This is a genomic window from Mesorhizobium sp. WSM4808 (assembly GCF_055811675.1).
The window spans coordinates 431,869-445,510 of sequence record NZ_JBVVQX010000001.1; the positions used below are offsets into that span (position 1 = coordinate 431,869).

The window sequence follows — 13,642 nt, forward strand, 5'->3', positions numbered from 1 at the left end:
AGGCGGCAGAGCGCGTCAAGATCGAACGCTCAACCGATGTCAGGCGGTCTTGGCGGCAACCAGCGCGTCGATCTTGGCGCACAGGTTCTTCATGACGAAGTAATCGTCCGTCGAAGCCTTGCCGTCATTGACCTCCTGGGTCCACTTTTCCAGTGGCACCTTGATGCCGAATTCCTTGTCGATGGCAAAGACGATGTCGAGGAAATCGAGGCTGTCGATGCCGAGATCGTCGATCGTGTGGCTCTCGGGCGTAATCGTGTCGATATCGATCTCGCTGGTGTCGGCAATGATCTTGGCGACTTTGTCGAACGTGGTGGACAAGGGCTTTTCCTTCGGTTGCGGGCGGAATCTGTCCGCATCTTGTTTGGGCGCTGTCTAATCGGTTTTTCCCGGCAGGAAAAGGCCTGATGCGCCGGGCGCAGATGGGTAGGGCATCCAGGAAACGCAAGAAGGGCTGCCGGTTTACCCGGCGGCCCTTCTGTTGACGTCACGTCAGCCTTTGTTTCGATGCAGGTCGTTTTTCCAAAACCGGAACCACTTTGGGCGACATGCATCAGCTGTCGCGGAGCTTGACCAGATCGTTCAGCAGCCCGCCGGTTCCGTTGTGGACGGTCAGCCGCTCGATCTTGCCGGCGATGGTTTCCAGAGCCTCGAGCTCCTTCAACCGCAGCATCACCGGGTTTTCCGCCATCACCTTGGCCGTGTTGAGGAGGGAACGCGTCGCGTTCGTCTCCTCGCGGCGACGGATGATGTTGGCCTCGGCCTGCTTTTCGGCCGACACCACCTGGTTGAGGATCTCGCGCATCTCGCCCGGCAGGATGACATCCTTGAGCGCGATATCGCTGACCTCCACCCCGATCTCGGCCATATCGGCGCGGACCTTGCCAGCGGCCTCCTCGTCGATCGTCACCTTCTTTTCAAGGATCTGATCGAGTGTCAGCGCGCCAAGGGTCTTGCGGAAGGCGTACTGCAGGGCGCGGTAAAGGGCTTCGGAGAAGTCCTTCACCATGCTCACCGCCTTGACAGGATCGACGACCCGGTATTCGGCCGCGATGTTGACGCGGATCGTCACGCGATCCTTGGTCAGCACTTCCTGCCCGGCAACGTCGAGCGACTGGCGCTTGAGGTCGACGACCTTGATCTGCACCATGCGTCCGACGTTCCAGAAGCCATGCACGCCCGCCGTCAGCGTCCTGACCAGGACACCGTCGATGAACAGCAGTCCGGCCTGACCGTCGACGACCGGATGGACGGACATCAATTCCGCCTTCCGGGCTTGGCCGAGCCGGCGCATGACCGCCGCATCGATGGCGAGATCGACTGATGTGTCGATCAGCGTCACCTTCCACGGGCCGGCATCCGTCCACAGCACCAGCTTGCGGTCCGGCGCCAGCACGGCGTGCAGATTGCCGTCACGCTCGATGATGGCGACATCCGTGCGCCCGGTGCGAACGACGGTGAAATGACGCGCGGCTACATCCGGGAGCTTGTCGAACAACGCCTTCTCGTATGCCGAAACGAATCCCGGGTTCTTCAGATCGTGCCGGGACACTTCGAGGCTGCCGCGCCGGTTGGCGAGCCAGTGCTCGCCCGGCAGCAGGACAGTCTTGATTTCCCCCTTGTGGAGGGTGAGGGCACGTTCGTTTTCCTTTACGAGGACGCGCTCGCGCCCAAGAACCTTGTCGAGAATTGTCATTGTCTTACTCCTGTCGGGCATGGCCCCATGCGAGGCGTCAAGTCATGCGTCGATCGTTCCTTTCGTTTCTCGTTTCACGTCGTCTCTTGCGTCATAGCCCGGGCACGAATGATCCGGGGACTGGTGGCATCAATCCGTGGCGGGCCTTCGGGAGCGGATCGCGGGGCAGTGAAGCGGGCGCCGGAGGCCTTGGCCTCCCTTGCCGGCGACGCTGCGCCTTGATCGTCACCGCGGGCCTGGCCGCGAGCCGATGGCGAAAGACGCTTGGGATGATCCGCGCCCGAGGGCTTGGGCCATCCGTCCAGTCTTTCGCATTCCAGTCCCCGGACCGTTTTTCGGATGGCTTTTCAGGCCAATGGAGAAGGAATCGAACCTTCGACAGTCAGATTAACAATCTGATGCTCTAACCAAACTGAGCTATCCGTGGTGCAGATGAAGGGAATTGAACCCCCGACCTCCGGACCCAAATCCGGCGCTCTCCCGCTGAGCTACATCCGCGATCCCAATCCCCAAAGCAGCGCCGTATACAGGGCGGCAAAGCCGCCTGCACGGGCGGAGGCGAAAGCTCCAACCGTTGTGCTCACTTCGGTTCTCGTGACCGGGAGCGCGCCTATAGCCCCTGCGACGGGTTGTCGCAAGCGGCATTGTCGTGGCGGATTTGCGGCTTCTTGCGGCGGTGGCATTTAGGCAACACCGCTTTCGACGTCAGCGATCGCGCGCAGGGCGCTCAGAAGGTGACGCGGCCGAGCACGCGCAGGCCACCGCCCTGCGGCTCCACGACCACGGCCTCGCCTTCGCGCGGTGAGATGCCGGTCAGCGCCACGATGTCTTCCAGATGGGTAACCATGACCAGATTGTCGGAGCCGGAATAGGCGCGGATTTCTTTCAGGATCGCGGCGATCTGCGCGGCTTTCTGCGCCTCGTCGCCCTTCAGGAGATCGAGCGGAGCAAACAGCTCCGGCTCGGCCTCGAAGGCGATGCGGGCAGTGTCGAGGCAGCGGCAATAGCGGCTGGACAACACGCGCTCGATCGGTGCCGCACGGGCGGCAAACAGAGCGCCGATCTTGCTCGCCTGTTGCTTGCCACGCGCCGACAGGTTCATCTGGGTGGCACAACTGTCGATGTCGAAATTGGCCGGGTCGGTGGTGCCGGTGACCATGGCATGACGCAGCAGCACGACGTGTCCGCCATCGCGCAGCAGTGCCCAGCCTGCATCCGTGGCGTGGGCTACGCCGGGAATAAGAAACAGGAACAACGCCAAGGCAAATCGAATCATCCGCTATCCTTCTCCGGTTCCCGGCAATGGGTTCCGGTGACGGGACATATAGGGACGGTAAAGCCAGCCGAAAGACAAGGCGCGGTCGGCGGGATGCGTAGACCTACTTCTTCGCCATCTGCTTCTTCACCAGATCGATCTTCTGGTCGGTGAGCGGGATTGGGATCGTGTAGCCGGCTTCGGTAAAGCCCTGCTTGGCGTTCTCGAAGAATTCGATCGCCTTTTGATATTCGGCCTTGCCCCCGTCATAGCTGGCTCGGTTCCAGCTGACGTCACCGAGATTGTTCTGCGCGAAGGCCCATTGCATGGGCAGGCCTTCCCTCGAGAATACCTTCAGCGTCGCCGTGAAGGCGGCCTCGGCGTCACCGAGATATTTGCCGGTGCGTTCGAGATTGCCGAGGTTGAGCAGGCTCATGCCGATGCCGTTCTGGGCGTTGGCCCAGTCGACCGGTGCCGCGTCGACGGTGAGTACTTCGAGGGCTGCCCGGCGGGCCGCTATGGACTCAAGCAGGGTCCTGGAGTCGGCATTGCTCATGCTCAGCCAGTGCAGCGTCGAGCCGAGGCCGGCCTGGGCCAGCGCCCATTGGCGGGGATTCGTCTCGCGCTTGTACTCGCGCAACGCATCGCGGTAGGCGGCAATGGCTTCACCATAATGTTCCGGCTTGTCGGTCACGCCGCCCAGAAGCTGCAGCGTGTTGCCGAGATTGTAGTGGCTCATTGCCCAATCGCGAGGGAATTTCCGTCTGACATAGACCTGCCGGGTCGCCCTGAAGGCGCTCGCCGACTGCTCCAGCTTGGCCGCGTCGCGGGCGCGCTGGCCAAGCGTCTGGTAGATCGAACCGAGATTGTTCTGCGCCGACGCCCAGTCCATCGGGAAACGCTGCCGGGTAAAGACCGTCAGTGCGTCATCATAGGCGGCCGCGGCCTCTTCAAGCGCGCCGGTGCCCATATCGAAGCGGGCGACACCGCTCAGCGCGTTGCCGAGGTTGAGCCTACTGGTCGCCCATGAGACGGGGAAGGTTTCACGGGTTCGCACTTCAAGCGCGGCACGGAACGCGTTGGCCGCCTCGTTTATCTTCGCCTTGTCGTTGAGCTGAATGCCGAGCGACACCAGGGTGTTGCCGAGATTGTTCTCGACCATCGCCCATTCCACCGGCGCCTTTTCGCGTGTGTATTCCTCAAGCGCCAGCCGGTAGGCCGCCTCGGCTTGCGTCAGATGTTCGCCGGCGGCCTCGCGCTCGGAAAGCGCATAGAGCGCCAGGCCGAGATTGTTCTGCGAAGCGGCCCACTCGAGCGGCACTTTTTCGCGCGGGCGTTTCTGGAGCGTCGCGCGCATCGCCACCACCGCCTCGTTCAGGCGCTTCGGGTCGCTCTCGCGCTCGCCGATCTTCAACAGCACATTGGCCAGATTGTTCTGCGCGGCGGCCCAGTTGAGGTCGTCCTTCTCGCGCTCGAACACGACAAGGGAGGCGCGAAAGATCTGTGCGGCCACTTCAAGGCGCGCGGTCTCCGTCTCGCGCTCGCCGATGGTCTGCAGCACCACCGCCATGTTGTTGCGGGTGATGGCCCAGTCGCGATTCTGTTCGCCATTGGGGATGAAGTTCAGGATGGTGCGATAGGCATCGATGGAGTGCTGCAGCGCATCGAGGTCGCCGGTGGCGTAGCCGTAGGCGTTGAGCGCCTCGGCTTCCTGGTTCTTATAGTTCCAGCGCAGCTTGTCGTCCCATTTTTCGGCCAGCGAAAACGCCTTGGCGTAGTCGCCGGCGGCGGATTTGTAGTCGAACACCAGCCCCGAGGCATCGGCACGCCTGGCATAGATCGCGGCATCGGCAAGACGCTTCTGCTTGACGAGATCCTCGGCTTGATCGACCGCATGGTTGGTCTGCTCGACCCGGCCGACCGCATCGTCGAGGAATTTGCGCGCCGTCACGATGGCGCCCTGGCCGATCGCCTTGTCGGCGGAAGCGACAAGCCGTTTGATTTCCGGATCGTCGGTGCGCAGTGCTGCACGCTCGGACATCATCTTCCTCAGGCGCTCGGCCTGGGCGTCGAGCACCTTTTGCAGGTCGGTCGGGTCTTCGGGGATCTTTTCCGTGCCGAGCGCCTTCAGCACGCCATAAAGCGCGTCGAGCGGCACGCCTTCCTGCAGCGAGGCCAGTTCCACCTGCGCCCGTTTCGGATCGGGCAGGTCGGAAATCGTCAGCAACAGCTGGCGCCGCTCGCCGGTGATCAGCCCATCGTCGCCGGTCGGCTCCGTTGGTGCGACGCCGAAATAGAGCAGCCGGCGCAGGCTTTCATTGACCCAGGGGCGCTGTTTTGCCTTTGTGTCGAGATAGACCTCCTCGGTCACCATGCGCATGACCGAGCCGAACTCGGTGCCCTTCATCGCCGCGAGGTGGCGCAGCAGGGCGGACGCGTAAGGGCTGTTTTCGCCGGCGGCGCCATCAAGCGCCGGACGACCCGGTTCTGCGGCAAAGCCGACCACCGTACCCAGGCTCGCGTCGGCCGCCGGTGCATTGCCGAGCGCCTTGGCGCCGCGCACCGGCTCCAACCCGCCGGCGCCTATGGGTGAGGCGGAAGCGGTCGGTGAGCGCCGGACCATGGCATCCGCGGGGAATGGATTGGTGCGGCAGGCGTCGAGCAGCATGATCGTCACCGGCACTGTCTTTTTCAATGCCTCCATGACGGCAGATATCGGCACAAGGCTGGTGCGGGCGTCCTTCAGAGACGAGACGTCGGCATCGACCGGAACCAGATAGTTTTCGCCGCCGGCCTCGATGCCATGACCAGAATAGTAGATGAAGGCGACATCGGCGCCGTCGGCATCTTCGGTGAACCGCTCCAGGTCGCGCTTCAGCTTGGTGGCGTCACGGTCGGTGACGCTGCGCGCGTCGAAGCCAAGGTCGGTCAGCATCTTGGCCATGTCGCGGGCGTCGTTGGCGGGGTTGGGCAGGGCGGCGATGTGCAGGTAATTCGACTGGCCGATGATCAGCGCCACGCCCTTGAGGCTTTTCGTCTCGGCAACTGCAAGCGCGGTCGCGGCAAGGCAAAGCAGTGCGGCGACGATAGCCGTCAGCCATGCCCGCCGCAAACGACTAAGTTTCGAGAGTCCGACAAAAGCCATTTGTCGTTCGTGTCCGCCCTGATGATCCAAACCCTCTATAACGCTGCCAGCCGACGATGATCAAATTCAGGCGCGATTGCGTCGCGGTCGTGGCTCGCCTATCACGGGAAATTCGCCCGTCACGGTAAAAATGTCTCCGCTCACCGAAACCGTCCTTTTCGTCTTCAGCCTTGTCGCGCTCGGCTATCTCGCCGGGTTTACCGGCTATTTGAAGCCAGCGAGCGGCGAGGGGATATCGGAATTTGCCATCAACGTGGCGATGCCGCTGCTTCTGTTCCAGACAATGGTGAAGTCCGATTTCCACGGCGTGGCGCCATGGTCGCTGTGGGGCGCCTATTTCGCCGCGGTCGCCATCACTTGGGCCGCCGGCCATCTGGTCACCACCCGTATCTTCGGCAGGGATGCCCGCGCCGGCGTCGTCGGCGGGGTTTCGTCCGCCTTTTCCAATATCGTGCTGCTCGGCGTTCCCTTCATTCTTGGCATCTTCGGCCCGAGCGGCTTCGAAGTGCTGTCGCTGCTGGTCTCCGTGCATCTGCCGATCATGCTGATGGCCTCGATCGTGTTGTTCGAAGTCTTCGGCCGCGGCAGCGGCGAACCCGTGCATCCCTTGCGCGTTATCCGGAGCTTCCTCAGGCGGCTTTTCATGAATCCGTTGATCATCGGCATTCTGGCAGGCCTTGCATGGCGCATCACGGGTGCGCCGCTGCCTGATGTCGCCATGCGCCTGGTCGATGCGCTGGCCGATACGGCCGGTCCGGTGGCGCTGTTTGCCATGGGGCTCAGCCTGCGCCGCTTCGGCGTTTCGGGCAATGTCAGGCCGGCGTTGGTGCTTTCGGTGCTGAAGCTGTTCCTGATGCCGGCGCTGGTCCTGGTCTTCGTCTGGCTGCTCGGCCTGCCGCCCTTGACGGCCAAGGTGGCAGTGATGGTGGCCGCGATGCCATCCGGCGTCAATTCCTATCTCATCGCCGTTCAGTTCAACACCGGCCAGGCGCTGGCGTCGAACCAGATGACCATCGCCACGGCCTGTGCAGCCATCACCACCGCTTTCTGGCTGACTGTTGTCTTGCACGTTTTCGGGTAAGGCATCGGGGTAAGCACGTCGCCTGCTCTCGTCTCGCTGTGGCCCAAGCCCTATATGCCATCTTGCGATTGCTTGCGTGCCTTGCCCTCGGTAAAGAGCAGTGGCTCCGGCGTGCCGGCCTCAGTCCATGGCGCACGCTCACCGAAGATTTCACAGACCCGCCCGTCAGGGCGCCGAACGGAGGATAGACCATGCTTCAGAAAACCAGCCATTTCATGCGGCAGGCCAATCTCATCAATGGCGAATGGGTGCAGGCCGACAGCGGCCAGACGGTCGACGTCAACAACCCGGCCACCGGTCTCAAGATCGGCACCGTGCCGAAGTCGGGCAAGGCCGAGACCCGCCGCGCCATCGAAGCCGCCGCCGCCGCTTTCAAGACATGGCGCAAGACCACCGCCCTCGAGCGCTCGAAGCTGCTGCGCAAGCTGCATGACGCGATGATGGACAATCAGGACGTGCTGGCCGAACTGCTGACCATCGAGCAGGGCAAGTCGCTGTTCGAATCGAAGGGCGAGATCGGCTCCGCCGCGGCCTACATATTGTGGTTCGCCGAGGAAGGCCGCCGCACCTATGGCGACGTCGTGCCCTCGCCGTGGGCGGATCGCCGTATCCTGGTGACCAAGGAGCCGGTCGGCGTCATTGCCGCCATCACGCCATGGAATTTCCCGTCCTCGATGCTGGCTCGCAAACTCGGCCCGGCGCTCGCCGCCGGCTGCACCGCGGTGGTCAAGCCGGCGTCGCAGACGCCATATTCGGGCCTCGCCTGGGGTGCGCTCGCCGAGGAAGTCGGCTTCCCCAAGGGCGTCGTCAACATCCTGACCGGTTCGGCCAGCGAGATCGGCGACGAGATTTGCGCCAATCCGCTGGTGTCGAAGATCACATTCACCGGATCGACCGAAGTCGGCAAGCTTCTCATCCAGAAGTCGTCGGTCACCGTCAAGAAGGTATCGATGGAGCTCGGCGGCAACGCGCCGTTCATCGTTTTCGACGACGCCGACCTCGAGCGTGCGGTCGCCGGTGCGATCACCGCCAAGTACCGCAATTCCGGCCAGACCTGCGTTTGCACCAACCGCTTCCTTGTCCAGGCCGGTGTCTATGACAAGTTCGTCGAGAAGCTCGCTGCCGCCAGCAACGGGCTGAAGGTCGGCTCCGGCCTCGAGGACGGCGTGCAGCAGGGGCCGCTGATCGACGAGAAGGCGGTGGAAAAGGTCGAGGAACTGATCGCCGACGCCACATCCAAGGGCGGCAAGATCGTCGCCGGCGGCAAGCGCCATGCACTCGGCGGTTCGTTCTTCCAGCCGACGGTCATTGCCAACGCGACACCCAAGATGCGTTTCATGAAGGAAGAGATCTTCGGCCCGGTCGCACCGGTGTTCAAGTTCGAGACCGAAGAGGAAGCCGTCGCCCTCGCCAACGACACCGAATTCGGCCTCGCCTGCTACTTCTACACCGGCGATCTCGGCCGGGCGTTCCGCGTCATGGAAGGGCTGAAATACGGCATGGTCGGTGTCAATGAAGGCCTCATCACCACGCCGGAGGCGCCATTCGGCGGCGTCAAGGAATCGGGTCTCGGCAAGGAAGGCGGACATCAGGGCATCGAGGACTACCTCGACACCAAATATGTCTGCATCGGCGGCCTCGGCCTCTGATAGGCTATCCCTGAGATGAGCAGGCCGATAGCCTGCCCATCTCTCGTGGGAAAACCAGCCGAAGTCTTCTGGATCAACTGGCATTTACGGGCATGGCGATGAAGGACGGCGAGGTTTTCGGCACGACGCAGGCTGGCGAGCAGGTGCGTCGCTTCACGATCAGGGGCGGCGGCATCACAGCCAACATCATCGGTCTGGGCGCGATCATCCAGGATCTGCGCCTGACCGGGCACGATGCTCCGCTGGTGCTCGGCTATGACAGTCTGGAAGGCTACGAGACGGATACGGCGTTCTTCGGTGCTGTCGTTGGCCGCTACGCCAACCGCATCCGCGACGGCCGCTTCACCATTGGCGGCAGCCGCTACCAGACCGAGCAAAACTTCCTCGACAAGCATACGCTGCATGGCGGCTCGCAAGGTTACTCCCACCGGCCGTGGACGGTTTCCTTGCATGGCAGGGATTTCGTCACGCTGACCCTGCACGATCCCGACGGCGCGATGGGTTTTCCCGGCGCGCTTGATGTCACCTGCACCTACCGGTTGAAGATCCCCGGCACGCTTAGCGTCGAGCTGACAGCCACCTGTGAGGAGCCGACGCTGTGCAATCTCACCCAGCATTCCTACTTCAACCTGGACGATGGCGGCGCCGGAGACATTCTCGACCACAGGATGATGTTGAATGCCGGCGCCTATCTGCCGGTCGATGGCGACATGATCCCGACCGGGGTGGTCAAGCCGGTTGACGGCACGCCGTTCGATTTCCGCCAGGCGCGGCCGTTGCGCATGGAGACCGAGGGCGAACAGCTGCCCTACGACCAGAATTTCTGCCTCGCTTCGACACGCGGGCCGCTCAAACAGGCGGCGTGGACGCAAGGCGCCAGTTCCGGTGTCGAGATGGAGGTCTGGACCACTGAGCCCGGCGTCCAGCTCTATACCGGTCAGTATGTGACGCCGCGCACCGGGCTGGAAGGGCGGAACTACAAGGCCTTTTGCGGTTTCTGCCTCGAGCCGCAGATTTGGCCGGATGCGCCGAACCGGCCCTATTTCCCGCAGGCGACGCTGTGGCCGGGCGCGATCTACCACCACGTCACGGAATACAGATTCCGGCTACCTTAGCCTTCGAACGCCGCCCGCAGCGTCTCGAACGGCGCCAGGGCGCCACGTACCTGCACCACGGCGGCGGCGACACGATGGGCACGGCGTGCGGCTTCCAGCGGGTCGTGACCGGCAAGTCGAGCCGCAAGATAGCCGCCGTTGAAGGAATCGCCGGCGCCCGTCGTATCAGCGGGAGCCGCGACATGGATCGCCGGCACGTCGCGCAGCGTTCCTCCTTTGGCGATCAGCGCCGGCGCTTCGCCATTCTTGACGACGACCTCGCCAACCAATTTCCCGATCCGTTTAGCGGTCGCTTGCGGCGTTGCATCCTCAAACAGCATCTGCTCGTCGGGAAAGGTTGGTAATGCGATATCAGTGACAGCAAGGGCTTCGACGATCGCTGCCTGCGCCTCCTCGCGCTCACGCCAGAGCCGCGGCCGGTAGTTGGGGTCGAAGGCGATAAGGGAACCAGCCGAACGCGCCTTGGCGACGGCGGCCAGCAACGCAGCGCGCGCGGCTTTGTCCAGAATTGCCAAAGTGATTCCGGAAAAATAGACAAGTTCCTGATTTTCCAGGTTTTTCGATAATGCGGCCGGGTCCGAGGCAAGCTGCCGCGCGGCGGCGTCGCCACGCCAATAGGTGAAGGAGCGTTCGGCTCCCGTCAGCGTGATGGCATAGAGGCCGGGCCGCGCGCCCGCTATGAGCGGGCTGGAGCCGATGCCAATGCCGTTTTCAGCGAAGAAATCGATCTGCCCTTGCGAGAACGGATCGTCGCCGAAGGCCGAGACATAGGTTGCCGGCCGCTCGGTGCTCAGCGCGTGCAGCGCCCACAGCGTGTTGAACGTGTCGCCGGCAAAGCCCATGCGCCAGTTCGGTCCCGTCTGGCCCGACAGTTCGAGCATGCATTCGCCGATCGAGGCGACGCCGTTTCCCGCCATCTACAATCCTCCAGTGATCCCGGTGCTGTAGCTTTTTGCCACCGGCAGCGCCATGCTTGGCAAGCAGGGTTTTTTCCGTCACAGCGTTTTCCCACAGGCTGGCGGGATGCGATCCGTCCGGCAGAGCGTTGTCTGCGGAAGAGGAACCGGTTTGGCATCGATATGGCGTTATCTTCTGGCGGGTCTTGGTCTGGCTGCCTTGCTGGTCGGCATTCTCGCGGTCGTCTTCCTGACGGCGCCGCGGTCGTCGCTGCCTGCCGGCCCGGATGTCTCGCGGACGAAGAACACCGCCACCGCGCTGTTCGTGGCCAGCTTCGCGCCGGAGCGGGGTGTCGTACGGCAGGGCGAACTGCAATCCTGGCTGCTGACCTTGAAGACAAAGGCAGGTGTTCCGGTGGAAGGTGCCGCGATCGCGATTTCCGGCGGCATGCCACTGCACAGTCACGGCCTGCCGACCAGCCCGCAGGCAACCGACTATCTCGGCGACGGGCGTTATCGAATCGAAGGAGTGAAATTCACCATGAGCGGCTGGTGGCAGTTGCATTTCGCCATCTCGGCCACCGCCGGCTCCGACACGGTGCTCTTCAACGTGGTGCTGTGAGCAGGACATGAGGCGGCTTTCGCGTTTTCTGGCGCTGATGATGGCCGTTGTCCTTGCCGGTTGCACGAAGCCGGATTTTTCCGACGCCGAAAAGACGACCATCGCCTCGCTGGCGCTGTCGTCGCTGCCGGCGCTCAAGCCCGACACCACCAATCGTTTTGCCGACGTGCCGGCGGCTGCCGCACTCGGCTCGACGCTGTTCTTCGACCAGGGCATGAGCGGTGACGGGTCAATATCCTGTTCGACATGCCACAAGATCGACCGCCAGTTCCAGGACGACCTGCCGCAGGCGGTCGGGGTCGGCCGTACCAGCCGGCGCACCATGCCACTGGCCGGCGTGGCGCGCGATCCCTGGTTCTTCTGGGATGGCCGCCGCGACAGCCTGTGGGCGCAAGCGCTGACGCCGCTCGAAAACCCGCTGGAGCAGGCGGGAAACCGCACCGCCTACGCGCATTACATCAAGGCGCGCTTCGGCGAACGCTATGAGCGCATCTTCGGGCCGCTGCCTGATTTTTCCGGCATGCCGTTGGATGCCAGCCCGCTTGGAAACGATGTCGAGAGGGCGGCCTGGAATGCGATGAGCGGCCCGCAGCGTGACGCTATCAACGGCGTCTTTGCCAATCTAGGCAAGGCAATTGCCGCCTTCGAACGCTCGATCGCGCCGGCGCCAACGCGCTTCGACCGCTTTGCGCTGGACCTCGCCACCGGTGCCGAGCCGAAGGGCGATGCTGTCTTTTCCAAACAAGAAATCCTTGGGCTTAAACTGTTCATCGGCAAGGCCAATTGCGTGACCTGTCACAACGGCTCGCGCTTCACCGACAACAGCTTCCACAACACCGGCGTGCCATCCGTTGCGGGCCTGCCGCCGGATCGCGGCCGTATCGATGCCGTGCACCAAGTCGAGGCGGACCCGTTCAACTGCTTCGGCGCCTATCGCGATGGCCACGCCAGCGCCTGCGGCGAGTTGCGCTTCATGGTCAAGGATGCGCCCGAACTCGTTCGCGCCTACAAGACGCCATCGCTGCGCGGAGCGGCAACGCGGCCGCCCTATATGCATGCCGGGCAGTTTTCGTCGCTCGACGAGGTGGTGGCGCACTATGCGAAGGCCGCGCCCAGCGTTGAGGGGGTGTCAGAAGTTCACCCGCTGGAGCTTTCAGATCGAGAGCGTGCGGCGCTGGTGGCGTTTTTGACGACGCTGGCGGAGTGAGGTTGCCGGCGATAGGAATAGTTGAGCGAAGCGAGGCGAGTTGGTGCTGAAGCGAGCAAAGGAGGTTCTATGAGCCGGAGTATGATTCCCGTCGAGGAAGCCGCCAAGGAATGGTTCAAAGATTCAAAATTCGCTGCCCAATATGAGCATTGGAAGAGGAATTCGCAATCGCAGAGGCTTCGATCAAGGCTCGGTGCGAGAAACAGGAAGCCAAAGTCGTGGGGCGACCGCTGAGCGCCTAATTCCTTAAGCACGGACCGCATGCTTCGGCGATTGGCGCAAACATCCATCGCTTCGTCATCCTGGGGCGTAGCAAGGAGCGAAGCGACGCGGCGCAGACCCCAGGATCCATGCCGGGACTCGGAAGCGCTGCTGCGGTGCGGAATTCTGCTCCGCTGCATTCTTCGGCCGAGGTCGCGGCATGGATCCCAGGGTCTCCGAGACGGAGCTTCGCTCCTGCTTCGCCCTAGGATGACGAAGTTGGGGAGGCTTCAGCCATCCCTACGCTCTACCGATCCTTGACCGTCTCCATGGCCACGAAGGTCGAAGTCTGGGCGACATGGGGCAGGGCCGAGATGCGCTCGCCCAGGACGCGGCGATAGGCGGCGATATCCCGGGTGCGCACCTTCAGCAAATAGTCGAAGCTCGACGCCATCATGTGGCACTGCTCGATCTCCGGCACGGCCTGTACGGATCGGTTGAAGGCATCGAGCGCGGCGGATCGGGTGTCGGACAATTTCACCTGGACGAAAGCGACATGGCCTTCACCCATGCGCTCGCGGTCGATGATCGCCTGATAACCCCTGATGTAGCCGTCCTTCTCAAGCCGCTTCACGCGCGCCTGCACTGGAGTCTTTGACAGGCCGACCTTTGCCGCCAGTTCTGACATGGAAAGCCGGCCATCGCTTGCCAGCGCCGACAGGATGTTCCTGTCAATGCGGTCCAATTGGTCTTCTATCATCGAAACTGCAGTCCA

General features: G+C 63.0%; 11 protein-coding genes and 2 tRNA genes. 5 read left to right on the top strand and 8 right to left on the bottom strand.

Annotated features, from left to right (window positions below; all coding sequences use genetic code 11):
• Positions 1-39: 39 nt before the first annotated feature.
• The 6 genes from AC0L2U_RS02040 to AC0L2U_RS02065 form a co-directional block, all read right to left on the bottom strand.
• Positions 40-321: an acyl carrier protein gene (locus tag AC0L2U_RS02040; RefSeq protein ID WP_010909964.1), complete on the bottom strand. Its 282-nt coding sequence runs from the start codon at positions 319-321 to the stop codon at positions 40-42.
• A gap of 232 nt (positions 322-553) precedes the next feature.
• Positions 554-1,696: a slipin family protein gene (locus tag AC0L2U_RS02045; protein ID WP_473601330.1), complete on the bottom strand. Its 1,143-nt coding sequence runs from the start codon at positions 1,694-1,696 to the stop codon at positions 554-556.
• A 352-nt stretch (positions 1,697-2,048) separates the two neighbouring features.
• Positions 2,049-2,118 (bottom strand) — tRNA-Asn (locus AC0L2U_RS02050).
• 2 nt (positions 2,119-2,120) lie between these two features.
• Positions 2,121-2,194 (bottom strand) — tRNA-OTHER (locus AC0L2U_RS02055).
• 229 nt (positions 2,195-2,423) lie between these two features.
• Positions 2,424-2,972 carry a histidine phosphatase family protein gene (locus tag AC0L2U_RS02060; RefSeq protein ID WP_473601332.1) on the bottom strand — a complete coding sequence of 183 codons (549 nt, stop codon included), beginning with the start codon at positions 2,970-2,972 and terminating at the stop codon, positions 2,424-2,426.
• Positions 2,973-3,075: 103 nt separating this feature from the next.
• On the bottom strand, positions 3,076-6,096 hold the full coding sequence (locus tag AC0L2U_RS02065; RefSeq protein ID WP_473601333.1) for a caspase family protein: 3,021 nt from the start codon (positions 6,094-6,096) through the stop codon (positions 3,076-3,078).
• 130 nt (positions 6,097-6,226) lie between these two features.
• On the opposite strand from AC0L2U_RS02065, the gene AC0L2U_RS02070 reads away from it, so the two are divergent.
• The 3 genes from AC0L2U_RS02070 to AC0L2U_RS02080 all read left to right on the top strand — a co-directional run bounded on the left by AC0L2U_RS02070 (position 6,227) and on the right by AC0L2U_RS02080 (position 9,941).
• Positions 6,227-7,177: an AEC family transporter gene (locus tag AC0L2U_RS02070; RefSeq protein WP_473601334.1), complete on the top strand. Its 951-nt coding sequence runs from the start codon at positions 6,227-6,229 to the stop codon at positions 7,175-7,177.
• A gap of 191 nt (positions 7,178-7,368) precedes the next feature.
• Positions 7,369-8,826, top strand: coding sequence for an NAD-dependent succinate-semialdehyde dehydrogenase (locus tag AC0L2U_RS02075; protein ID WP_128289324.1), 1,458 nt, complete (start codon positions 7,369-7,371; stop codon positions 8,824-8,826).
• Positions 8,827-8,918: 92 nt separating this feature from the next.
• Positions 8,919-9,941 carry an aldose epimerase family protein gene (locus tag AC0L2U_RS02080; protein ID WP_127267427.1) on the top strand — a complete coding sequence of 341 codons (1,023 nt, stop codon included), beginning with the start codon at positions 8,919-8,921 and terminating at the stop codon, positions 9,939-9,941.
• Here the strand turns inward: AC0L2U_RS02080 and AC0L2U_RS02085 are convergent.
• On the bottom strand, positions 9,938-10,858 hold the full coding sequence (locus AC0L2U_RS02085; protein ID WP_128289326.1) for a sugar kinase: 921 nt from the start codon (positions 10,856-10,858) through the stop codon (positions 9,938-9,940). The genes AC0L2U_RS02080 and AC0L2U_RS02085 overlap by 4 nt on opposite strands.
• 151 nt (positions 10,859-11,009) lie before the next feature.
• Here AC0L2U_RS02085 and AC0L2U_RS02090 point away from each other — a divergent pair, with 151 nt between their 5' ends.
• Together AC0L2U_RS02090 and AC0L2U_RS02095 are read left to right on the top strand one after the other, a co-directional pair.
• Positions 11,010-11,459 carry a FixH family protein gene (locus AC0L2U_RS02090; protein WP_127398774.1) on the top strand — a complete coding sequence of 150 codons (450 nt, stop codon included), beginning with the start codon at positions 11,010-11,012 and terminating at the stop codon, positions 11,457-11,459.
• 7 nt (positions 11,460-11,466) lie between these two features.
• Positions 11,467-12,666, top strand: a complete 1,200-nt coding sequence (locus AC0L2U_RS02095) for a cytochrome-c peroxidase (RefSeq protein WP_473601336.1) — start codon at positions 11,467-11,469, stop codon at positions 12,664-12,666.
• A 508-nt stretch (positions 12,667-13,174) separates the two neighbouring features.
• On the opposite strand, the gene AC0L2U_RS02100 is transcribed toward AC0L2U_RS02095, so the two are convergent.
• Positions 13,175-13,627: an Lrp/AsnC family transcriptional regulator gene (locus AC0L2U_RS02100; RefSeq protein WP_127270518.1), complete on the bottom strand. Its 453-nt coding sequence runs from the start codon at positions 13,625-13,627 to the stop codon at positions 13,175-13,177.
• Positions 13,628-13,642: the final 15 nt, after the last annotated feature.

Bases quoted from the DNA above. Each gene is read 5' to 3' on its own strand.
- AC0L2U_RS02070 (WP_473601334.1), top strand. From the start codon at position 6,227: ATGTCTCCGCTCACCGAAACCGTCCTTTTCGTCTTCAGCCTTGTCGCG.
- AC0L2U_RS02075 (WP_128289324.1), top strand. From the start codon at position 7,369: ATGCTTCAGAAAACCAGCCATTTCATGCGGCAGGCCAATCTCATCAAT.
- AC0L2U_RS02100 (WP_127270518.1), bottom strand. From the start codon at position 13,627: ATGATAGAAGACCAATTGGACCGCATTGACAGGAACATCCTGTCGGCG.
- AC0L2U_RS02095 (WP_473601336.1), top strand. From the start codon at position 11,467: ATGAGGCGGCTTTCGCGTTTTCTGGCGCTGATGATGGCCGTTGTCCTT.
- AC0L2U_RS02065 (WP_473601333.1), bottom strand. From the start codon at position 6,096: ATGGCTTTTGTCGGACTCTCGAAACTTAGTCGTTTGCGGCGGGCATGG.
- AC0L2U_RS02045 (WP_473601330.1), bottom strand. From the start codon at position 1,696: ATGACAATTCTCGACAAGGTTCTTGGGCGCGAGCGCGTCCTCGTAAAG.
- AC0L2U_RS02060 (WP_473601332.1), bottom strand. From the start codon at position 2,972: ATGATTCGATTTGCCTTGGCGTTGTTCCTGTTTCTTATTCCCGGCGTA.
- AC0L2U_RS02085 (WP_128289326.1), bottom strand. From the start codon at position 10,858: ATGGCGGGAAACGGCGTCGCCTCGATCGGCGAATGCATGCTCGAACTG.
- AC0L2U_RS02080 (WP_127267427.1), top strand. From the start codon at position 8,919: ATGGCGATGAAGGACGGCGAGGTTTTCGGCACGACGCAGGCTGGCGAG.